The sequence below is a fragment of the Paraburkholderia silviterrae genome (assembly GCF_004353915.1).
GTDB lineage: Bacteria > Pseudomonadota > Gammaproteobacteria > Burkholderiales > Burkholderiaceae > Paraburkholderia > Paraburkholderia silviterrae.
Window position 1 is genome coordinate 117826 of sequence record NZ_SMRP01000003.1, and the last position, 20033, is coordinate 137858.

The window sequence follows — 20033 nt, forward strand, 5'->3', positions numbered from 1 at the left end:
CGAGGGAGCCAGTCATGGCTGCCTCGCTTTTTTATTGGCGTGCTCCGCTTCGGTTGCGATCGGACGCGCCTGATCGCCGTACTCACGTTCCCGCCTTCATGCTCGAGTTCTTCACGTCGCTCCATTGGGGCGCGGTTATTCAGATCATCGTCATCGACATCCTGCTCGGCGGCGACAACGCCGTGGTGATCGCGCTCGCCTGCCGCGACCTGCCTGCGCAGCAGCGCGTGCGCGGCATCGTCTGGGGCACCGTCGGCGCGATCGCGCTGCGCGTCGTGCTGATCGCCTTCGCGGTCGTGCTGCTCAACGTGCCGTATCTGAAGTTCACGGGCGGCCTGCTGCTGCTGTGGATCGGCGTGCGCCTGCTTGCGCCTTCGCATCTCGAGCACGCTGACGTGAAGCCCTCCGACAAGCTGATCGGCGCGATCAAGACCATCATCGTTGCGGATGCAGTGATGAGCCTCGACAACGTCGTGGCCATCGCGGGCGCCGCCGAAGCCGCCGACCCGCGCCACCGCATCGCGCTTGTGATCTTCGGCCTGATGGTCAGCATCCCGTTGATCGTGTGGGGCAGCCAGCTCGTGCTGAGGCTCCTCGACCGCTATCCGGTGGTGGTGACGCTGGGCGCCGCGCTGCTTGGCTGGATCGCGGGCGGGCTGATCATCAACGATCCGGCCGGCGACCGCTGGCCGCTGCTCGATACGCCTGTCGCCGAATATGGCATGAGCGTGGCGTGCGCGCTCTTCGTGGTCGGTCTCGGCCATCTGCTCAGGCGCCGCAATGAGCGGCGCGCGCCGGGCTCGCATTGAGCGCGATGATGGCGCCTTGCCGGCGGTTCTGAGCGGACCACCGTGCGGGCCACGGCGTAGACCATCGCGCCAATCGATGCACCGACAGCACCGCGCCTAAGCCATCTGGCCGACTGCTGCACCGATGGTGTCGCCGATACGATCGAAGCGCCTGTTCACCTTTTCGTGAGCAGGCGTTTCTCGTTTCAGGAGCCCTGATGATGATCGTATCTCCATCCGTTTCAGCTTCCGGCCCGCGCGCTGCGCGCGCCGCCCGGCCGTGTGCTTCGCGCGCCTTTGCCGCGCATGCTTTCGCCACGCCCGCCCTTGCAACGCATGCGTTCGCTACCAACGCCGCGGCTTCGCTCGTGCAGTCCTGCCGGGCGTTCGTGCGTCTCGCGAGGCGCTGGGCCGCGCCTGGCTTCACGCTCATCGAATTGATGATCGTGCTCGCCATCGTCGGTGTGATCGCCGCGTATGCCATTCCTGCGTATCAGGACTATCTCGCGCGCAGCCGGGTAGGCGAGGGCCTCTCGCTCGCTTCCGCTGCGCGGCTTGCGGTGGCGGAGAACGCCGCGAGCGGCAATGCGTTCGGCGCGGGCTACATGGTGCCGCCGGCCACGCGCAACGTCGCCTCGGTGCGGGTGGACGACACAACCGGTCAGATCACCGTGGCGTTCACCGCGCGCATCGCACCCGAGGGCAGCAATACGATCGTGCTGGTGCCATCGGTGCCCGATAACGCCGACTCGCCCACGGCGCGCGTGGCGCTTGCGCAAGGCAGTGTGCAGGGTGGCACGCTCACGTGGGAGTGCTTCGCGGGCGGCAAGTCGGCTTCGTCGCTTGGCGAGCCGGGTACGGGACCGGCGCCTGCAGAGGCGGCCACGCTGCCTGCCAACCTGGCGCCGCCGGAGTGCCGCGCCTGAGCACGCATAAGGTATGCATAAGGCACGCGTGAGGCACCCTAAGGTACGCAGAAGGCGCGCATGAGGCACGCATGAGGCACGCGTGACCGCTTGCAAGCGCACCGGACGCCATGACGGCGTCCGGTGCTCGCTCGCTCGCGTGCCGCTATGCATTACGCACGCTGCACCAATGAGGGGCTGGCGCACAATGCGCGGCGCAAATATCGAAGCCATGGCACGTGCGGGCGAATTTCGTCCGGCTGCTGTGCGCAAACCTTCAGCACAGGGAGGGAAAAGTTTTGTATAGTGCGCCGGTTGCTGACGCCCCCCATTCCCATGCCTTCTCCTTTTGCGCGTTACCTTACGTTCGTCTTGCTGGCCGTTGCGTTGATCCTGCCTTATGCAGTCGTCGCACACACCTATCCGATCCCGACGTTCTATGCTGAATTCGCCGCGCTCGCGCTCTATCTGATGGTCGGCGCCGGGGTCTGGCTGCTGGTGCGTTCCGCGCGGCCGGCCACCGACTTCAGATCGCCCGTAGTCGCGCTCGTGCCGCTTGCCTTCGGCTTTCTGCTCATCGTGCAGACTTTCGCGCTGCCGCTCGCACAACCTTCGATGAACTGGCTGGGCGCGGGCTATCTGCTGGCCGCCTTCATGGCCGTCCAGGCGGGCTACGGCATCACGCGCGTGAACCTCACGCGCGCGGCGATGGTGTGGGGCGCCTGGGCGCTCGTGATCGGTGGCCTGTTCGCGGTGTTCTGCCAGGTCATCCAGTTGCTGCATCTCGAAGCCAAGGTCACGCCGCTCGTCGTCGCCTATAACGTGCAGTTCGACCGGCGGCCGTTCGGCAACATGGCGCAAGCCAACCACCTCGCGACCTACATCGCTTTCGCGACGGCAGCGGCGCTGTATCTCGTGCAGACGCGCCGGCTGAACGTCCTGCTGTGGGTCGTGCTTTCGGTCATCTATTCGGGCGGCCTGGCGCTCACCGTGTCGCGCGGCCCGTGGCTGCAGATGGCCGTGATCGTGGTCGCGGGGCTCTGGATGGCGCTGTCCGCCACACGCGGCGTGCGTGCCGAAGACGAGGCAGGCAATACCGCCGCCGCAGGTGCGTGGGCCGGCAGCGCGCGTGCCTGGGTCGTGCCGGTCGTGCTGTTCGCGATTTTCTTCGCCGTGAATGGGCTCGTGCGCTGGGCCAACGTCCACTATCAGCTGCAACTCGACCAGTCGGCGGCCGACCGCTTCAAGGACGCCGGCCAGATCGCGCCGCGTATCGCCCTATGGCGCTACGGCTGGACGATGTTCAAGACGCATCCGCTGCTGGGCGTGGGCTGGGGAGATTTCCCGATCCATCAGTTCGAGCTTGCACGCACGCTGGGCGGCGTCGAGATCGCCAATAACTCGCACGACATCTTCATCGACCTGCTTGCCAAGACCGGCGTGCTGGGCTGCGCGATCGTCGTGCTCGGGCTCGTCGCCTGGTTCGTGCGCGCGCTGCGCGTGCCGCATACGGCGGAGCGCATTTTCGGCTTCGCGCTGATTGGCGCGCTGGTCATGCACGCGCTCGTCGAGTATCCGCAGCAGTACATGTTCTTCCTGCTGCCCGCGATGTTCGTGTTCGGTCTGCTCGAGACGAAGCCGCTGCGCTTCGTGTCCCCCGGCGTCACGCGCGCCGTGTATGCGGTGGTCGTGTTCGGTGGGATCGCGTCGCTGTGGCCGGTGGTGCGCGACTACAACCGCGCAGAAGTGCTGTACTACGGCTCGCATCCCGCGCAAGAGTATGCGGAGGAACCGTCGTTGCTGTTCCGCGCATGGGGCGATTACGGCATGGCGACCCTCATGCCGATCAACGCCGCGAACCTCGCGACCAAGCTCGCTGCGCACGAGCGCGCGATTGCGCTGCTGCCGGGCGAGACCGTCCTGCGCCGCTATGCCGTGTTGCAGGCACTCGACGGAAATAAGGATGGTGCGTTCGACACGGTCGAGCGCCTGAAGATCTTCGCGCTGGAGCTTCATGACTGGCCCACGCAATTGGCCTCGCTCTACAGCCTGTGCGACGACGAGCCGACGCTCGCGGGTTTCAAGGCAGAGCTGGTCAAGAAGTACGGCCTGCCCACAACGAAAGTCGACGAAGACGACGACGATTCGGACGATTGAGGGTTTTGCGCTGCGGCTGAGCCTTCGCTCGCCGCGGCGCTGCCGAACGCGCCGCGCAGTGCCTTACCCCTGCGCCACCCAATCCCCCGACTTCCCGCCGTGCTTCTCCAGCACGCGCACATCGGTGATCGTCATGCCTCGGTCCACCGCCTTGCACATGTCGTAGACCGTCAGGAGGCCGACCTGCACGGCCTTTAAAATCAATCACTTAGAGGCGGTGTGAATTTCGATCTTGTCCAAATTGATTGAAGAATTTGGACAGCGTTTGGACGAGACTTGGACAACAATCCCGCCCTACGCCGCCCAAAGTTTACGCGAGTGGTTGCCTAGCTGCATAGCATCTTTGCCAGACTCCATGCCACATGATCTGAAAAAGCTGTCTGCCAGCGACCTAGCACTTCTGGGCGTCGCGGACGCATCCTTGGACATGCGCCGTAGCGCGACGACGTGCTGCACCGGCATGCATCAGTCTCGATGCACGCGATGTCGCCTGTCCGTCGAAAGTGATGCAGGCGGCGTTGCTCTCGTCAGTCATGTCCTTCACGTAGAATTGACCATCCCGTTCGGACGCAAGGTCGAGATGCAACTGCTAAAAGACATCGTAACGTTGTTGAGCGACAAGGACGGTTCGCTGACGGATGCACTTCTGAAGACCAAGGTGCTGATGCACCATATCGGACACAAGGAGCTTGCCGGATGGGTGAACGACGAACTGAACGGCTACGCGGGCGGCACGCCGGTACCCGCTTACCGCGTCATTCCCGTTCGTTTGGCTGGCAACCTGCGCAACATCGCGTGGTACTACCAAGATCAAACGTTGCCGACAGGACATCTGTCTGACAAGGAGCGCAAGTATCTGATGCAGAACGAGCTACGCGAATCAATACGTGTGCTGGAAGAATACGCATCGAAGCCAACCGGTCACTTGATTCATCGACTTGCGCCGGAGTTCTACGGGAAGTTATCGGAAGCCTTGGACGGCGTGTGGCTTGAAAGTGCATGGACCCAGATGGCACCAACTCAGGTAATGAGCGTGCTCATCGAAGTCCGCTCGCGGTTACTGGACTTCGCTCTCAATCTACAAGGCGAATTAGGTGACGTGGCGGAAGACAATATGAAGGAAGCAGCGAGAGGCATTGATGCGGCTGGGATGTTCTCATCAGCGGTGTTTGGTGACAACGTGACGGTCGTGATCGGGAACAGCAACGAAACGACGATTACGAACACCGTGACCAAGGGCGACTTCGCCGCGCTGGCGAAAGCCTTCAAGGACACGGGCGTCAGCGAAATCGACGTAAACGAACTGAAAGTCGCCGTGGATGATGATGACTCAAAGGCCGTAGCCGAGACGAAGCAATTCGGACCAAGGGTGAAGGCTTGGATGGGAAAAATGTCCGCGAAGGCAATCGACGGCGCGTGGAGTATCGGGATCGGCGCTGCTGGAAACTTATTGGCCGATGCGCTTGGCAGCTATTACGGCATCAAGTGACGGTCGCCATCGGGTCCGCAGCCTTGTAGATAACAATATGAAAAGAATTCTTCTTCTTGCTGCCGTCCTGCCGTCGATGGCTGTTGCTTCAACCATCTCGGACTTCACGTCGCAGGTGCGTTGGACATCCCGCAACGGCCAACTACTGTACGGCGGCCCATGCCACGCGACATTCGGAACGACCGGCGTTGCACCGACCAAGCCGTTGGCCTACACGCTATCGTGCCCGGGCTATACCGAAGCACGAATTTATATCTGGACTCAAACTGATCTCGCAACGGTTGGTGATCTACCAGCGCGGGTGACGCAGAAGCAGCGACGCTCGATCTCCCTTCTGACTGGGGAAGGTGAAACGCTGACGTTCACCATCGATCCGAATGCCGAATGACGAGCGTAGGCATATAGTGTGCACCCTCGATTTTCCTGACAGGAGATGGCGATGACCCCGGAAGAGCAGCGCGTTGAAGAACAAACTGCACTCGAACGCGAGCGTCGGGCGTTCGAACGGCGGCAAAAAGCCTTCATCAACGTCACAAAGCAGTTTCGCCCACACGGAACGGGGAATCCGTCCACCGATGATCTCAATGAACTGGACGCCGCTGACGCTGAATGGCGGGCCGCTGATGCAGAGATACAGCGCATCGGCGAAGAGATTCGGACGGGCAAGCGACGGTAAAGCAACAAGCCATGACAGATCAGGTCCAGTCCGAACTATTGTCCACCGTCAAGGACGTGGACGTTTTCCGCATCTTGCTTGCAGACCTACACGACGATCTGGCGGGTAAGGTTGCGCGGTTCCGGCAGCTTGCGGACCTTTCCGCTGCACTCGGTTCATCAGGGACAATGATGCCGGGTGGCGAGACGGCCTTGGCCGCGTGGACGGAAGCACGCTCTAGCTTCGTTCATGGCAATTACGTTGCGACGGTGCTGCTTTGCCAAGGTCTTGCCGAACATATGCTTGCGGCACACCTGACCCTTGGGCTTGATGCCGAAGAGTTGCCAGACCGGGTTTCGTTCAACGACACGTTGAATCGGTGCGTCGCGCGAGATGTCATCACGCAGCGGGACGCGGGCGATCTACGGCGTCTGATGAACCTACGTAATCCACTCACGCACTACCGTTCTATTGACGACCCGTCGAATCTCTCTCGTCGCGTCGTGGACAGTATGATTCCGGCAGAGACTCACCTGCTTACCGATGCCACCTTCGCGATGAGTGTGGCGATTCGGTTACTGGCGCTACCCGCGTTCCGATTAGGCGATTAGTGCAGTGCGGTCATCGATGTGATTGGCACGTAGATGTATTACTTCTTGATCGATTCAACGATCTTTGAAAGATTTAGTATTTCGGCATACAGGTCGTGATTCGAGATTTCCCCGAATTTTTCGTCAACATATTGAAAGTATTCAATTGCACCTTTCAGTTTCCCGCCTTGCTTATTAAGTTTAGGTTCGATGATTTCAATCAGTATACCTTCGATCTCGTTCAGCGCATCAGAGTGTTTAAATCCAGAAACACCAGATTCAACAGATTGCTTGTCGCTCAGTGTGCCATTCGCGTTGACATCGCGGAAGCCAATCCAGCTAAAGTATTCCCATCGGTTCCATAAAGCCCCGTTCATATGGTTTTTCAGTCGCGTGAAGAGTGTTGCATTGCCGTTTCCAGCTTGGCCCACATATACGATAGCCTGATTGCGGTCATATAGGACGTATACGCCGATTTGCTCTCGGAAGTCGGCAATGCATTTTCCACTTGCAGTGCCTTTCAGGTGGCCGTTGTTTCCATTTCCGCCCGAACCGCGATGAATGTATTTCTTTTCCCAGAGAAAACCGAAGTTCTTGATGATTGGCATAGTTGATTGCTTCTTCTGCTATGTATGGTCCCCAATGAAAATGATACCTGAATTTCGATGGCCGGTATCTGCGATGACGGATGCCAACCGGCTACTCCGTGAGTGATTGTTGCTTTCAGTGGTGGCGATGCTTCAATGATTGTGCCTGTCACCTGTTGCACTGGACTCTAGGCACTGGTGTGCACGGGGCCGACAGCCGCTACAGTGGCCGCGCAACGGTACGTCGCATTGATTGCGTGACTGGCCCGCGATGGTCCGCCGTCACCACTGCGGACACTGGCCGTTGTACAGTGTCGGTGACACTGTTGGCGATGGTGGTGACGGTGACAATGTTATACCCGCTGACGATGGTAGCCTGAAGTCGTGGTGCGATTGTGTGCGTGGCTGACCATTTCAGTCTGGACGTAGGCTAGGACAGATGCCACAGCCCGGCTTTCCTTTTACCGGCAGTACGTTGACGAAGCGGGCAGCCTCGCGCACATTGTCAGTCTTGGTTGTATTTGCCATGACCTGTAGTTCCTGCATAAAAATCTGATTGTTCGTCATAATGGCATAGTTATACAGGAATTTCTCTAGTGATTTCCTTTTTCGTGATCTGTCCGTTGAATGGATGTTGGGGTGCTTGTAATCAATCCACTTATCGAGGACGGATTTCAGATCGGTCACAAGTCCACCACGTCTGCTGCGAAGTTTTAAAATGTAACTCAGAAAGTCATGCTTGCTAGGCGGGCATTGATTGAAAACCACTTGTGTGGTGATCATCCGCAATGAAATCGATGAGTATGGTATCGCGCCACGCTTTCGTGCCATCGCCTTTGTCAGGATTTCTCCTGTATCGAGGTCGATCCACTCGTCTGGTTCAACGCAGGTAACCACGTCCGATCCTTTGGGTCTTTTCCAGCCTACGGCTTTCAATCTTGATTTCGGCACGGGCTTGTGTATGCCAGAGAATGGTTTCAGGTTGCGTGGTGTCGAACTACGATAAACCGGTGATGCGAAGTCTGTTTCAGTGTATTTTTCTGGGACGATATAAGGATCGACGCGGACAGTTGGACCATCATACGATCCCATTTCATCATCGGGATAAGTCCGTTTGACGAAGAGATGTGGATAATCGATGAGGTCAGGATCGACGACGGTATTTTTGATTGCTTCTGACAGTGCCTTTAATTCATTGAGGCTGTTGTGCATCTGGGTTGATATTGTTTTGCTGGCAGCGGTACAGCGAACGGACTCATGCATTCAACGACAGGTCTTAGTGCCGAGGTCATTCGCATTCGGCTCCAAATGCCGAGCAGGTTGTTCTGAAAAACTGCGGTTTTACCGCATCTTTTGAAATTGAAAATCCTTATCCAGTAAGGCTTTGCGGGATTTCCATGTAATACATATACATCAACGAAGAATGATGACTTGTCGTCGATGTGAAGTTCCGGCATGTCCTATTTATCCGAAGGAACCAGTTTGCGTGATGGCTGACGCGCAGCGGCGGCCAGCAACGTACTCGGACGCGCAGCGGACGAGAAAAGATTGTTCATCGATCAGGACCTGATTGCTTCTTCATCGCCGCCCGATTGATGAACAAGAACCGGTGCCTCCGGCCCCGGTGGATCGCTGCCACTTCGTGCTTTGGAATCCAGTTGGACTTCATTTCTAACGCCTGCGATGTGCAGGCGGGTCGCTCCCCTCGGTCGCTCCCGTACCAATCCTTTATTTCATGACGAGTTGATGCGCTGAATGAGGACTGGTTGATTTCCTTCTGGATCTGAAGTTGACCGATCAAGATCGGGTCTTGTTCGGCGACATGTCAGCACCAACTTCGGCCTGCGGCTTCCCTGAATCGCCGTCGCGCTGCGCCGTCGAATTCATGAACTGATCTTCATTCGGCGGCAGGTCAGTTCGTCCGCTACGCGTCCGAACACGTCGCTGGCCCTCGCTGCGCTCGGACCATCACGTGAAACTGGTCGAGGTCGCAGATGAGGGGCGGTTCTTCCTGCTCATTACCTGTCTTGATTGGTCATCATTTCGGCTGGTCCAGCTACATCTCATCGACAACGCCGGTCGGCCTGCGGCCTCCGTATGAATCGCCGCCACTTCGTGCCGTCGAATTCATAACTCGTTGATGTGACAATCGAAGATCGACTGGCTTTCTGCTTGTTCCTGAACTTCGTTGTGCCCGATAGGTTCTGATCGGTCACATCTGGCGCGATTGGTGATCGACAAACCTCGGCCTGCGGCCTTCACATGAATTGCGGCCACTTCGTGCAATCGAATTCACGAACACCGCAGAACTTCATTCGTGAACAAATCTCGGACGCTGCGCGTCCCACGTTGCTGGCCTCCGCTGCTCTACGGCCATTACGTGTGAACTGGTCGAAGTGACGTGCAAGTACCCGGTTGCTTCCTGCTTGTTTCCTACCTCAGTGGATCGCGATCAGGTTTGATCGGATTTCTGCCGCATCGCCGCTCCTACTTGCACTCATCGCTTCGGCCTGCGGCCTTGGTGCGTGTGCTGGTCGATGTCACCGCAAACCGGTACTTGCCGGTGATTGCGAATCAGCGACCTGTTGGTCATTGATCGGCGCGATGGCGAAGCGCGAATCCAATGAAGTGCCTTTGTGGCGCGACAATCAAGGGAGGGGGGAGGTGTCTTGCAGAAGCTGCGCAGGGTGGCAGCCGTAGAACAACTTGGCTCACCAGTGAACACTGGCAAATCAAACTGAAGTGACATTATATCACGGATGCTACCCCTTTGTCCATCAGTTGCTTCGTTACCCGAATCATTCAGTTGACGTGTCGTCGGGTTCAGGAGCGTGGCGCGACCGAAGGGCGCGATCCATGATGTTCAACTGGTACCACTTGGTTCCGATGTCGGACTGGCGGCGGCATCAGCAGTTTAGGATGTAGCCGTCCGCGATGGTCCACGCTGTCGTCAACACCTTGACCGCATCTGCTTCAGGGACGACTTCGGGTTCTCCGTGACGTGGCGCTTGCGCCGCCTTTTCCAGTAGCCTTGTGGCAGACTCGTCGCATCCAGCGATCTCGCGCAGGGTCTTCCATTGCGTCGCCTTGTCCTTCGGGTCCAGTGATCGGGTAACGATGCAGTGCTGTCGTAGCGATTCGATGGCCCGATAGCAGTGAAACGCCACATCGTCTGGCTCCTTCATCGCGGTTATAAGGTCCCGCAAGCAACGGTGGAGGAAGACGCCAGATTCGCCGATAAGCTTCGGACGCATGGCCGCTATTCGAGCGTCTAGATCGACCTCCCGGTGTAGTTCGCTAATGCATGGAACGTTGATGCCGAAGACGATATCAAGGCCCACTTCCGAGCAAATTGCGCGCCGTATCTCGACATCGTAGGTAAGGCCCAGAACGTAGCCCACCATGTCCATCTCCAACTGGACCAGATTCTTGACAACATTCCGCAGGTCCAGCGGGTTCCATTCAACTTCGGTTTCCACCCATACGGCAACCTGATTCAGAAGAATTCGAACGTCCGCTTTCGCATCGACACCGGATGCCACATGCCTGAACTTCGCTGAGATGCGGCGATCCGGGACCTGTGCCCGTTCGGGATGGACCATGCCATCAAGGAAGTATCGGTACACGTGTAGTGCTCACCCGTTCAACCATCGATTCCGTCATACGCGAGAACGCGGGGATTCTCGACGCGCTCCCAGTTCGCCAAGGCGGAAGTCAGCCCTTTCGCATGTCGATCCAAGATGCCGTCACCGCCATCCAGTTGCGGCGTCAGCAGTCGTATCGATGTCCATAGGCGACGCACGTGCTGTACCGAATCGGGAAGTAGATAGGCGTCGGGTGACAGGCGAGACGCATACTTTCGCATAAGCATTCGTGCTCTTGGATGCGGGTGCCCGCCAACTTCACAATGATGCCAATACTCTTGATCGCGGAAAACTCCGCCTGACGCCTTGCGCATAGCCTGCGGCGTGAACTGCCGACGTAGGGCTGCCGGGTCTGCGCCGTACCATTTTTTAAGCTGCGACGGGTCAGCATAGGCTTGGAACGCGAGATATTCGATCTCGATAAGTTGCCTGAGAAGTGTTCCTGCCGGGTACTCTCGCTTTGACCGAAGAAGCATCACAATCCCACTTGTAAGCTCCGACGCAAGGTTGACTAGAAGGGCCGCAGCAAGGAGTCGGTCGCTTTTGAAGAGATCGCCCGCGACTAGCAATTCGTCACCGATTCCGCTAAACGCAACGGACGCCGATTCAAGTACTTCATAGCGCGATGCAACAATGTCGGTGTTTGCTGCCGCAGCCATGAACGACTCGATCACGTCTAAACCATTCGAACCTGAACTCATGTCGATGGGTGGCTGGAATCTGAAAAGTCTGATTATCCTCTTGTCGTTCAGGTTTCGGTGCGTCGGCGAAGGGCTTATCCATGTCCGAAATCGAGTGTTTCGGTACATCCATCTTTCGAGTGTCCAAAAAATAGCTTGCGTGCGTTTCGTACACCCTGTACAATTCGTACTCCCATTACGGACATATCAAGGTGCCAATGACACGAATCTTCGCTTACTGCCGGGTATCGACCACCGACCAGACGACGGACAATCAAGTACAAGAAATCGAAGCAGCCGGATTCTCAGTAGCGAAGCAACGCGTCATAACCGAAACAGTCAGTGGGTCGGTTCCAGCCTTCGATCGGAAGGGCTTCGCGAAGCTGGTGGACCGTCTGGAAGACTCTGATGTACTCATCGTGACGAAGCTCGATAGGCTTGGCCGAAACGCCATCGATGTTCGGTCCACGGTCGAACGACTGGCGTCCATCGGTGTTCGCGTTCACTGCCTCGCGCTTGGCGGCGTGGACCTGACCAGCGCAGCGGGGAAGATGACGATGGGTGTGATTAGCGCCGTCGCTGAATTCGAACGCGACTTGCTGATTGAGCGTACTCAAGCCGGTCTTCGTCGCGCAAAGGCAGAAGGGAAGACGTTCGGGCGTCCGTCCGCACTTTCCGAAGCGCAGCGTTCGACCGTCATCGACCAACTGAATGCCGGTTTGTCGGTCGCACAGATTGCCCGAGAGATGAAGACCAGCCGTCAGACCATCATGCGTGTCCGTGCCGGAATGGCTGTTGAGAACGAATCGGTCGAACAAGGCCAGCTTGGACCAGACGGCGTCCCGTGCGCACTGGTTGACTGGCCTGATCGCCGGAAGTCGCGCGGCGCATAAAAGCGAGCCGTAGGATCGTCATCGGGGATGACAGCGGCGTCCGCTGCGAAGTTGATTACTTGTTACCAGAGGCCAAAGGGCTGCACCCGTGACGTTCACGGAACAACAATTCAAAACAGTTGATCGCATGGAACACAAGAACCAGTTGATACAAAGGGTGATTGATCGATTTCTCGGGGAGTTCGGCATGGTTTCGCGCCGAACGTCGAAGGTACTAGCGTGGAACCTTGGGCCAAAAACGGGAATCGTCCTGCAAATCGATCAGCCGTCTCGGGGAGCCGCATATGTTTGGCTGCCCTATCCCCCAGACGGGCAGACGATCCCGGAGATCGCATTTGAGTACCCCGCTGAGTCCGGTCGGCACAGCAACACCTACCCGTCTCCCGGACTCAGTCGAGGGTTTCCAGCACTCAAGCTCCTCATAACGACGGAAGCGGAACTGCACGATACAGTCGCATTCGTAAAGGCACTGCGAGACGCTGCGCCCTTACCGGATGTGTGCCGCCAAATCGTAGAACCGGCTATGCCGTTGTCAGTGGATGCTTCGCAAATGCCGGAAGCCCTTCCGCCCGCGCCACGGCGAGAGGCGATTCCAAGGGTGGTGCAACGTGAGGTTTGGCAGCGCGATGCCGGACGCTGTGTGGAATGTGGAACCCGTGAAAAGCTCTGCTTCGATCACATCGTTCCGTTTTCGCGAGGCGGAAGCAACACTGTGAGAAATATCCAGTTGCTGTGCGAGGGCTGCAATTTGACGAAGGGCAATCGAATCTAATTGCTCCCGGCACGTTCTACCCGTCGCCGAACCCAGAACTGGGCGAGTTGGATTCACCTTGCCGACCCGAAACGTCAAGAACGGCTAAAACGGAGATGAATGTCGTGCCTCACGGGCCGTGCAGACCGCGTCAAAGCGCAAAGGGCAGCCGTCAGTGAGTCATACGGGCGCGGAAATTGGTGGATGTTTGATAGTCAACGCCCTGTTACCCGGACAGTTCGTCGATAAGGGCGAGGACCTTGGCGCGTTGCTTCTTATTCAGGCGGTGAAATTTCAGAAGCAGATCGGCTTCGTCATCATCGACTGAATGAAGGTAGGCGACCGGAACGCCCAACACTGCTGCGATTCGTTCGACAAGCGGTGCGTCAGGGACGCGTTTTCCAACCTCATAGCGATTCATCCGTGCGCTGGCCGACATCGGATCAAGTCCGGCTTCGATTCCAAGCCGTTCTTGAGATAGTCCGATGCGTAGGCGTGCTGCCTTGAGCCGTTGAGCGAAAACCGACATGCTTGCCTTCAAGTAGCTGAAGACAAAGATCGTCAGGTTTTGGCTCGTCTCAAATACTACCGATTTGGTAGTATGCGTATCCGCAGCGCGATTCGGTCTCAGCAAGTCGAGGGATGTCGCTATCGGGTAAGGCCGGTGAGTTTCACAAAGTGCGAACCGGCAGCCCGCATCAAAACGAGGAAGACCTATATGAAAAAATGTCCATATTGCTTCGAAACCATTCAGGATCAAGCCATTCGATGCCGTCACTGCGGCGCAGACTTTGCCGCCGCCATCGCTGCTGCGCAGGCAACCGAAGCCGCCGAAAAAGCGAAAGCGCGTGACAGAAAAGACGCGAGAGTTATCGGCTGGATCGTTGGAGTCGTCGGAGCGGTGATCTTCGGCGTAGTGGCCTTCTTCACCTTGGGGTTCATGGGTCTAAAGTACGCGGCCATATGCGTCGCATTTGCTCTTGCATTTCCGTGGATTGGCATGCGTGCGTTCGCGCTTGGGGCCGCTGTGCGCCATGACATGAAGCCCGACATGATCATCGCGCGCAGTATGACCGACCTGTACGTCGAAGAAATGAAGCTGGAAATGGGGCCGCCGTTCTTCATGGCCGCGTTTGCGTTCGGCGGCATGGCTTGTCTCTTGGCGGTCGTGCTGTACGGCGTTCACCGATTGGATGGCGGTCCAGAGCGCCATCCTGAACAAGCAGCGCAGTCCGTTGAGGCATCTGCTACCCCTGTTGCCCCCGTAAGCGTTGGCACGACCGGCAGCAACCCTTTGGCAAACTCTAACGCGGAAGGTGCAAGTGCAGGGCCGGAACCGCAAGCGGCGAGCGAGACATCGACCATTCCGGCTGAGGCCGAAAACGCCAGTGCAGCCGTGAGCGCCAGTGCAGCCGTGAGCGTCGAAGCACAAACTGCGGCGGGGGCGTCGCCGGTGGATGCATCTCCGGCTGCCACAGTCATTCAGGCCAGTTTTGACTGTTCACATGCCGCGTCCAAGATCGAGAAACTGATCTGTTCGACGCCGGAAGCGGCAAATGCCGATCGACGCTTGACCGCCGCTTACAGCGCCGCCCGCGCGAAAGCAAGCGACCCGAATGCGCTCAAGGACGAACAGCGCCAGTGGTTGAAGGAGCGCAACGCGTGTGGCGATGCCGCCTGTCTGCTGAAAGTCACTGAGGCCCGGATTCAGACGTTGGCCGCGATGTAACGTGCGGAGTCCCGGCACTCACCCAAGACCGCCTGATGGCAACCGCCTGATGGCGGTTTTTCTTTGGTCCGCCGGGTCGGAGATGGCGCGAGGTTCCAGTACAGTGCTGTGACTACGGGGGAGATCAGATGAACGAAAACGAGGGGTATCTCGGGCTGCGCCCGTGTTCCGATGCCCGGATTGGTGGTGTGATTGGTTTGTTGGTCGGTGACGCTTTGGGCGTGCCATTCGAATTTAAGACGCCGAATCTGCTTCCGTCGCGCGACATGATCGAGATGACGCCGCCCGACGGATACCGACGCTCACACGCGGGCGTCCCTATCGGCACATGGTCAGATGACGCAGCACAGGCGCTGTGTCTACTAGCCAGCCTTCTGGAACGTGGTCGATTCTCGCTCACTGACTTCTCCGACAGATTGGTACGCTGGCTTGACGACGGTTACATGGCCGTCGATGGCGATGTGTTCGACTGTGGTATCCAGACCGCCACCGCCATAGGACGGCTTCGCGATGGTGTGCCGCCACATGAATCTGGCGGCGCGTCGGTGATGGATAACGGCAATGGCTCCCTCATGCGGACTCTGCCGCTTGCCCTGTGGCACACCGGTCCCGACGATGCGCTGGTCCGGGATGCGAATCTTCAGTCGTTGCCGACGCATGCACATCCACGGTCGTTGGTGGCATGCGCGTTCTACTGCCTTGTCGCACGCGGATATCTGCACAAGTTGGCCGATCCTTGGTCGTCAGCAGACCAGCGTCTTGAGGAAATTTACGACGGGTGGCCCGATCAAGCGGAACGACAGGCATTTGTGGCCGAACTCGACGTGCTGCGACGTTTCCCGAAAACGGACCAGCGGCGTGGCACCGGCTATGTACTTGACACTGTCTGGTCGGCCCAGAAGGCACTGGAAGAGAATTCGTTTGAAGACGTTGCACGAACTGCGATCCTGTTCGGTTCGGATACAGACACGACTGCGGCGGTCGCGTGCGGGTTGGCGGGAATTCGCTTCGGCATCGATGGAATCCCTGACCGATGGCTGGCTCAGTTGCGCGGCTTCGAGATCGCCGAACAGTTGATTGTCAGTTTAGGTGCGCGGCCTGATAAAGTGAGCATCGGCCTGTAACAACAATGGCGGGCAAGCAAGAGGAGCGTGCAACATGGCGGTGATCTTCAAAGGCGTACCGAGTATCGGGAAGGGGCTCACGGAGGATACGGTCTTGTGGCGTTACCTTGATGCAGCCAAATTCCTCGATTTGCTCCATAACGGGACGCTGTTTTTTTGTCGCGGTGACCAGTTTGCTGACAAGTATGAAGGCGCGTTCACGGAATCGATAAAGCATGCGATAGAAGAAGCTTTCCGTAAGAATCAAATCAACTCGTCCGTAGCAGAGTTTAAAAACCAGCTACGCCAGCGCGTCTTCGTGAACTGCTGGCACGCAAGTTCGGACGACAGCATGGCGATGTGGAGTTTGTACGGGAAGTCTTCCGCCGCTGTCGCAATCACGACGACAGTGGGAAGGCTGCGTGACTCGATCAAGGTCGCAAAGCTGCAATACGCAATCAACATTGCCAAGGTCGAATACGTCAAACACTGGCGCGACCCGGAGCTAGTCTTCAAGCCCTATTCGAACGTGTTTGCATACAAGCTGAAGGCGTATGAGTATGAAAAGGAAGTGCGAGTCATTATTGATCGCTTCCATGAGGACTTTGACGCCAATGATCTACCTGATGGCATGTCGGCGCTCGTACCCTTGCAGACATTGCTTCGAAGCATAGTCGTGTCGCCTGAGGCTGCGCAGTGGTTCGTTAACTTGGTGGGCGATGTGGTGCAGAAATACGACGTGTCCGCGCCGGTTCATAGATCGAAACTGGCGTTTGATCCCAAGTGAGCGGCGGGAGCGGGGACTATGGAAATTGAGGAGATTGCGCGCTACAAGCTGTCATTCGACGCGAATCGATTCACGGTGCGATGTCCTGGAGGGACCGACAGATTCTCGGGGTTAGCGGCATCCAATCTCCCCAAGATATACATCGTCAGCGTTGGCGGTGAGCCAATCTATGTAGGCAAGGCAACCATTCCGATCAGAGACCGGCTGCGGCAAGGCTGGCGGGCAACCGGGAAAAATGGTTACTACGGCTACGCTTGGCGACACGCGTTCTCAGAGGCGCATCTAGACATCTGGTGTCATCGTGATCCAACAGAGCAGCGCGGCTGTCTCGACATCGAAACGATTGAAGCTGAAGTCGTCTACCTGATTCGGCAAGCCGGTCAGTGGCCGCGCTATCAAACAGAGATTCATTTCCATGAATCGAACGACGAGCATCGGCGATGGGCTTCGCTCATAGCGGCGAAGTACGATCTGGAAGCAAGAGAGGCGATCCAGCCGGTGGCCGATCTGTCGATGGAGGGGCGATGAAACGCCTTTTCGAAATAGGGTTTGCGCCAGTTGGCTGCTGGCGATTGCGAGATGGAAGTCTTCACCTTGAGCTTGCCGACAAGGTGGATCATGCAAACGTCCTGTACGCCTTCATCAGCGGTGACGAGGTGATGTACGTTGGGAAGACAACCAAGACTTTGCGGGGCCGTCTCGCGTCGTACCTGAAACCAAGCGAATCGCAACGTACCAACAGGCGGAACAACGACGCGATCCGTGCCTTGCTGTCTGCCGGTCTGGAGGTCGATATTCTGGCTCTTCCAGACCTCGGCTTGCACCGTTATGGCGAATTCAATATCAACTTCGCTGCGGCACTGGAAGACAGCATCATTCAAACGCTGTCCCCGCCGTGGAACGGGATGCGTAGCAAGAGCACGAAAGACGATGGGGATGACGAGGACCAGTTCGAGTTTGATGCCGATGATGCCGCGTCCGACATTGACGCCGAAATGTCCGCGTCTGCGCCGTCGTTCCAGTTCGTTCTACAGCCGACGTACTACAAGAACGGGTTCTTCAACGTCACTGTCGAGAACCAGCATCTATTCGGACCACAAGGGTCTGGGATCGACATCTACTGCGGTCCTGAGAAGGCACTCGTTCAGGGGAGATTCGACAGGACGACCAACTCCAACAGCACGCCGCGCGTTTATGGATACGCGCCGTTGAGGGACTGGTTTCAAGCGAATTTCGAACAGATGCAACCGGTAACAGTGAGAGTCGTCGGTCCGGCGTCAATCGAACTGGCATCGTTGTGACCAACGACGCGAGGAAATGATCTTGTCGCCGATCCGCCGCTTTCAATAACGCTCCCCAGCCATGTTTAATGTGCTCATCGACACCAGCGTTTGGCTGGACCTTGCGGCAGACGCAAAGCAGACTCCTTTGCTGGACCTGCTAGAGGGGCTTCTTTCGGATGGACGGGTGACGCTGCTAGTACCGCGCATCGTTATCGATGAATTCCATAAAAACCGTGGCCGGGTCGCCAAATCAAGCGCGAAGAGCCTTTCGGCACACTTCGATCAAGTGAAGAGCGCCATCCGCAAGGCTGATGGCGATAAGCGGAAAAAGGGCCGGGTGCTGGACTACCTGTCAGACTTGGATCACCGTATTCCCATCTTGGGTGGTGCCGCAGAAAGCGTACTGACGCGGATCGCGGCGGTCCTGTCCGCATCAGCGATCATCGAAGCAAGTGATGCGGTAAAGCTTCGGGCGGCAGACCGTGCGCTGCATCGAAATGCTCCATGTCATCATGAAAACAAGAACTCGATGGCTGACGCCGTGCTGATCGAAACGTACTTCGAGTGTGTGCGGACGATGGGTGGCGCGGGACAGCGGTTCGCCTTCGTCACACATAACAAGCACGACTTCAGCATCGCCAACGGCAATCAGAAGCTGCCACACCCTGACTTGGCCGGTTCGTTTTCGAAGATCAAGTCAATGTACTTCATCAACTTGGCCGAGTGCTTGCGGCGTATCGACCCTATGCGCGTTACCTATGCGATGTGGGAGCAGGAATGGGACCAAGAGCCGAGAAGTCTTACGGAGATGTTAGATGCTATGGACCGGCTGACAACGCAAGTCTGGTACAACCGGCACAAGTACCTTGCTTGGCAGGTTGAGAAAGGCAAACATAAGATCGTCAGTCGAGAGGAATGGACCAAAAAGAAGCTGAACGGCCAGACCCATACCGTCGAGGAAATTTGGAATGGTGCGCTGAAGGCGGCGAAGAAGGCGGAGCGAAAGCTAGGCGAGGGTAACTATGGTCCTTGGTCGGACTTCGAGTGGGGAATGATTAACGGCAAGCTGTCGGCGCTGAGATGGGCGCTCGGTGAGGACTGGGACGAGTTGTACACCTAGATCGGGCGGGGATTCTTTTGGGCAGAGTATCGGTAAAATTGTCCAGAATTCCGGCAAACAACTGAGGGTACCCATGCCGACATGCTTCGTGATCCAACCGTTCAGCGACCTCTACAACAAGCGTTTCGACGATCTGTACAAGCCCGCAATTGAGGCCGCTGGAATGACGGCTTATCGGGTCGATCAAGATTCGTCCGCGACGGTGCTGGTTGAGGCAATCGAGAAGAATATCAAGCGCGCTGCTGTGTGCCTCGCAGACATCACGGAAGACAACCCCAACGTATGGTATGAACTTGGGTTCGCTTATGCTGCCGGGCGGCCCGTCGTGATGGTCTGTTCCGATGAGCGCCAAAAGGCCGGGAAGCGGTTTCCGTTCGACATCCAGCATCGGGCCATCGTCACCTACAAAACAGAATCCTCACGCGACTTTGAGGCGTTCAAGGGCAGTCTGACAGAACGGCTGAAGGCCATGCTTGAGCAGGGCGAGGTCCTGGAAGAGATGGCGGATCAAGTCGGTGTCGCCGCTGTTGACGGCCTTTCATCCCAAGAACTGAACGTTCTCGCGGTGACAGCGGGCAGTGTCTCTCAGGACGACCAAGCCACGTCCGTGTGGTCGGTTAGGAACGATTGCGAGCGCGCGGGACTGAACAACCTCGGATTCAACCTTGGGTTACGGCGACTGAAGGGCAAGAAGTTCGTTGACACGGTAGAGATTGAGGACGAACGCGGTGAACCATACTCCGGTATTCAAGTAACCGATCTGGGGTGGCAGTGGATCGAAGCAAATGAGGATAAGTTCACGTTTCACTTGGCGGCCCCGAAGAAGGGCGGTTTCGAAGCCATGGATGACGCCCTTCCGTTTTGACTCTCGG

General features: G+C 57.6%; 21 protein-coding genes and 1 pseudogene. 16 read left to right on the forward strand and 6 right to left on the reverse strand.

Annotated features, from left to right (window positions below; genetic code table 11):
• Nucleotides 1-98 precede the first annotated feature (98 nt).
• From EYW47_RS07955 to EYW47_RS07965, 3 genes are all read left to right on the forward strand, one after another.
• Complete coding sequence (locus tag EYW47_RS07955; protein WP_133194337.1) at nucleotides 99-809, forward strand: TerC family protein; 711 nt, start codon at nucleotides 99-101, stop codon at nucleotides 807-809.
• 347 nt (nucleotides 810-1156) lie between these two features.
• Nucleotides 1157-1714: a pilin gene (locus tag EYW47_RS07960; protein WP_276322938.1), complete on the forward strand. Its 558-nt coding sequence runs from the start codon at nucleotides 1157-1159 to the stop codon at nucleotides 1712-1714.
• Nucleotides 1715-2029: 315 nt separating this feature from the next.
• Nucleotides 2030-3850, forward strand: a complete 1821-nt coding sequence (locus tag EYW47_RS07965) for a PglL family O-oligosaccharyltransferase (protein ID WP_133194338.1) — start codon at nucleotides 2030-2032, stop codon at nucleotides 3848-3850.
• Nucleotides 3851-3913: 63 nt separating this feature from the next.
• On the opposite strand, the pseudogene EYW47_RS07970 reads toward EYW47_RS07965, so the two are convergent.
• A pseudogene (locus EYW47_RS07970) lies at nucleotides 3914-4048 on the reverse strand (cyclic pyranopterin monophosphate synthase MoaC); the annotation flags it as partial.
• Nucleotides 4049-4082: 34 nt separating this feature from the next.
• On the opposite strand from EYW47_RS07970, the gene EYW47_RS07975 reads away from it, so the two are divergent.
• From EYW47_RS07975 to EYW47_RS07990, 4 genes are read left to right on the forward strand one after another with little or no spacing between them, the layout of a single operon-like run.
• Complete coding sequence (locus EYW47_RS07975; RefSeq protein WP_240763601.1) at nucleotides 4083-5339, forward strand: AbiTii domain-containing protein; 1257 nt, start codon at nucleotides 4083-4085, stop codon at nucleotides 5337-5339.
• A gap of 37 nt (nucleotides 5340-5376) precedes the next feature.
• The gene (locus EYW47_RS07980) at nucleotides 5377-5727 is read left to right on the forward strand and encodes a hypothetical protein (protein WP_133194339.1); all 351 of its coding nucleotides are present in this window, start codon (nucleotides 5377-5379) and stop codon (nucleotides 5725-5727) included.
• Between the two features lie 51 nt (nucleotides 5728-5778).
• The gene (locus EYW47_RS07985; RefSeq protein WP_133194340.1) at nucleotides 5779-6015 is read left to right on the forward strand and encodes a hypothetical protein; all 237 of its coding nucleotides are present in this window, start codon (nucleotides 5779-5781) and stop codon (nucleotides 6013-6015) included.
• 11 nt (nucleotides 6016-6026) lie between these two features.
• Nucleotides 6027-6605 carry a hypothetical protein gene (locus tag EYW47_RS07990; RefSeq protein ID WP_133194341.1) on the forward strand — a complete coding sequence of 193 codons (579 nt, stop codon included), beginning with the start codon at nucleotides 6027-6029 and terminating at the stop codon, nucleotides 6603-6605.
• Nucleotides 6606-6643: 38 nt separating this feature from the next.
• Here EYW47_RS07990 and EYW47_RS07995 read toward each other — a convergent pair whose 3' ends face one another.
• The 4 genes from EYW47_RS07995 to EYW47_RS08010 all read right to left on the reverse strand — a co-directional run bounded on the left by EYW47_RS07995 (nucleotide 6644) and on the right by EYW47_RS08010 (nucleotide 11474).
• Complete coding sequence (locus EYW47_RS07995; protein WP_133194342.1) at nucleotides 6644-7192, reverse strand: GIY-YIG nuclease family protein; 549 nt, start codon at nucleotides 7190-7192, stop codon at nucleotides 6644-6646.
• A gap of 393 nt (nucleotides 7193-7585) precedes the next feature.
• Nucleotides 7586-8383 carry a hypothetical protein gene (locus EYW47_RS08000; RefSeq protein WP_133194343.1) on the reverse strand — a complete coding sequence of 266 codons (798 nt, stop codon included), beginning with the start codon at nucleotides 8381-8383 and terminating at the stop codon, nucleotides 7586-7588.
• A 1694-nt stretch (nucleotides 8384-10077) separates the two neighbouring features.
• Nucleotides 10078-10797, reverse strand: coding sequence for a DUF8168 domain-containing protein (locus EYW47_RS08005; RefSeq protein ID WP_133194344.1), 720 nt, complete (start codon nucleotides 10795-10797; stop codon nucleotides 10078-10080).
• Nucleotides 10798-10814: 17 nt separating this feature from the next.
• Nucleotides 10815-11474, reverse strand: a complete 660-nt coding sequence (locus EYW47_RS08010) for a hypothetical protein (protein ID WP_133194345.1) — start codon at nucleotides 11472-11474, stop codon at nucleotides 10815-10817.
• 239 nt (nucleotides 11475-11713) lie between these two features.
• On the opposite strand from EYW47_RS08010, the gene EYW47_RS08015 reads away from it, so the two are divergent.
• A complete protein-coding gene (locus EYW47_RS08015) occupies nucleotides 11714-12388 on the forward strand; it encodes a recombinase family protein (RefSeq protein ID WP_133194346.1) in 675 nt (224 codons plus the stop codon).
• 550 nt (nucleotides 12389-12938) lie between these two features.
• A complete protein-coding gene (locus tag EYW47_RS42655) occupies nucleotides 12939-13160 on the forward strand; it encodes an HNH endonuclease (RefSeq protein WP_377784917.1) in 222 nt (73 codons plus the stop codon).
• Between the two features lie 205 nt (nucleotides 13161-13365).
• Here EYW47_RS42655 and EYW47_RS08025 read toward each other — a convergent pair whose 3' ends face one another.
• Nucleotides 13366-13668, reverse strand: a complete 303-nt coding sequence (locus EYW47_RS08025) for a helix-turn-helix domain-containing protein (protein WP_133194347.1) — start codon at nucleotides 13666-13668, stop codon at nucleotides 13366-13368.
• Nucleotides 13669-13857: 189 nt separating this feature from the next.
• Between EYW47_RS08025 and EYW47_RS08030 the strand changes: the two genes are divergently transcribed.
• The 7 genes from EYW47_RS08030 to EYW47_RS08060 all read left to right on the forward strand — a co-directional run bounded on the left by EYW47_RS08030 (nucleotide 13858) and on the right by EYW47_RS08060 (nucleotide 20026).
• Nucleotides 13858-14868, forward strand: a complete 1011-nt coding sequence (locus EYW47_RS08030; RefSeq protein WP_165976514.1) for a lysozyme inhibitor LprI family protein — start codon at nucleotides 13858-13860, stop codon at nucleotides 14866-14868.
• Between the two features lie 128 nt (nucleotides 14869-14996).
• Nucleotides 14997-15992 carry an ADP-ribosylglycohydrolase family protein gene (locus EYW47_RS08035; protein ID WP_133194349.1) on the forward strand — a complete coding sequence of 332 codons (996 nt, stop codon included), beginning with the start codon at nucleotides 14997-14999 and terminating at the stop codon, nucleotides 15990-15992.
• 34 nt (nucleotides 15993-16026) lie between these two features.
• The gene (locus tag EYW47_RS08040) at nucleotides 16027-16758 is read left to right on the forward strand and encodes a DUF2971 domain-containing protein (RefSeq protein ID WP_133194350.1); all 732 of its coding nucleotides are present in this window, start codon (nucleotides 16027-16029) and stop codon (nucleotides 16756-16758) included.
• An 18-nt stretch (nucleotides 16759-16776) separates the two neighbouring features.
• Nucleotides 16777-17286: a hypothetical protein gene (locus EYW47_RS08045; protein ID WP_133194351.1), complete on the forward strand. Its 510-nt coding sequence runs from the start codon at nucleotides 16777-16779 to the stop codon at nucleotides 17284-17286.
• Complete coding sequence (locus EYW47_RS08050) at nucleotides 17283-18059, forward strand: GIY-YIG nuclease family protein (protein ID WP_133194352.1); 777 nt, start codon at nucleotides 17283-17285, stop codon at nucleotides 18057-18059. Before EYW47_RS08045 ends, EYW47_RS08050 begins: the two co-directional genes overlap by 4 nt.
• Nucleotides 18060-18120: 61 nt before the next feature.
• Nucleotides 18121-19161, forward strand: coding sequence for a PIN domain-containing protein (locus EYW47_RS08055; protein WP_133194353.1), 1041 nt, complete (start codon nucleotides 18121-18123; stop codon nucleotides 19159-19161).
• Between the two features lie 73 nt (nucleotides 19162-19234).
• Nucleotides 19235-20026, forward strand: a complete 792-nt coding sequence (locus EYW47_RS08060) for a nucleoside 2-deoxyribosyltransferase (protein ID WP_133194354.1) — start codon at nucleotides 19235-19237, stop codon at nucleotides 20024-20026.
• Nucleotides 20027-20033: the final 7 nt, after the last annotated feature.

Excerpts from the sequence above, each read along its gene's own strand:
- EYW47_RS07955 (WP_133194337.1), top strand. The coding sequence starts at position 99 with ATGCTCGAGTTCTTCACGTCGCTCCATTGGGGCGCGGTTATTCAGATC.
- EYW47_RS07965 (WP_133194338.1), top strand. The coding sequence starts at position 2,030 with ATGCCTTCTCCTTTTGCGCGTTACCTTACGTTCGTCTTGCTGGCCGTT.
- EYW47_RS07980 (WP_133194339.1), top strand. The coding sequence starts at position 5,377 with ATGAAAAGAATTCTTCTTCTTGCTGCCGTCCTGCCGTCGATGGCTGTT.
- EYW47_RS07985 (WP_133194340.1), top strand. The coding sequence starts at position 5,779 with ATGACCCCGGAAGAGCAGCGCGTTGAAGAACAAACTGCACTCGAACGC.
- EYW47_RS07990 (WP_133194341.1), top strand. The coding sequence starts at position 6,027 with ATGACAGATCAGGTCCAGTCCGAACTATTGTCCACCGTCAAGGACGTG.
- EYW47_RS07995 (WP_133194342.1), bottom strand. The coding sequence starts at position 7,192 with ATGCCAATCATCAAGAACTTCGGTTTTCTCTGGGAAAAGAAATACATT.
- EYW47_RS08000 (WP_133194343.1), bottom strand. The coding sequence starts at position 8,383 with ATGCACAACAGCCTCAATGAATTAAAGGCACTGTCAGAAGCAATCAAA.
- EYW47_RS08010 (WP_133194345.1), bottom strand. The coding sequence starts at position 11,474 with ATGGCTGCGGCAGCAAACACCGACATTGTTGCATCGCGCTATGAAGTA.
- EYW47_RS08015 (WP_133194346.1), top strand. The coding sequence starts at position 11,714 with ATGACACGAATCTTCGCTTACTGCCGGGTATCGACCACCGACCAGACG.
- EYW47_RS42655 (WP_377784917.1), top strand. The coding sequence starts at position 12,939 with ATGCCGGAAGCCCTTCCGCCCGCGCCACGGCGAGAGGCGATTCCAAGG.
- EYW47_RS08025 (WP_133194347.1), bottom strand. The coding sequence starts at position 13,668 with ATGTCGGTTTTCGCTCAACGGCTCAAGGCAGCACGCCTACGCATCGGA.
- EYW47_RS08030 (WP_165976514.1), top strand. The coding sequence starts at position 13,858 with ATGAAAAAATGTCCATATTGCTTCGAAACCATTCAGGATCAAGCCATT.
- EYW47_RS08035 (WP_133194349.1), top strand. The coding sequence starts at position 14,997 with ATGAACGAAAACGAGGGGTATCTCGGGCTGCGCCCGTGTTCCGATGCC.
- EYW47_RS08040 (WP_133194350.1), top strand. The coding sequence starts at position 16,027 with ATGGCGGTGATCTTCAAAGGCGTACCGAGTATCGGGAAGGGGCTCACG.
- EYW47_RS08045 (WP_133194351.1), top strand. The coding sequence starts at position 16,777 with ATGGAAATTGAGGAGATTGCGCGCTACAAGCTGTCATTCGACGCGAAT.
- EYW47_RS08050 (WP_133194352.1), top strand. The coding sequence starts at position 17,283 with ATGAAACGCCTTTTCGAAATAGGGTTTGCGCCAGTTGGCTGCTGGCGA.
- EYW47_RS08055 (WP_133194353.1), top strand. The coding sequence starts at position 18,121 with ATGTTTAATGTGCTCATCGACACCAGCGTTTGGCTGGACCTTGCGGCA.
- EYW47_RS08060 (WP_133194354.1), top strand. The coding sequence starts at position 19,235 with ATGCCGACATGCTTCGTGATCCAACCGTTCAGCGACCTCTACAACAAG.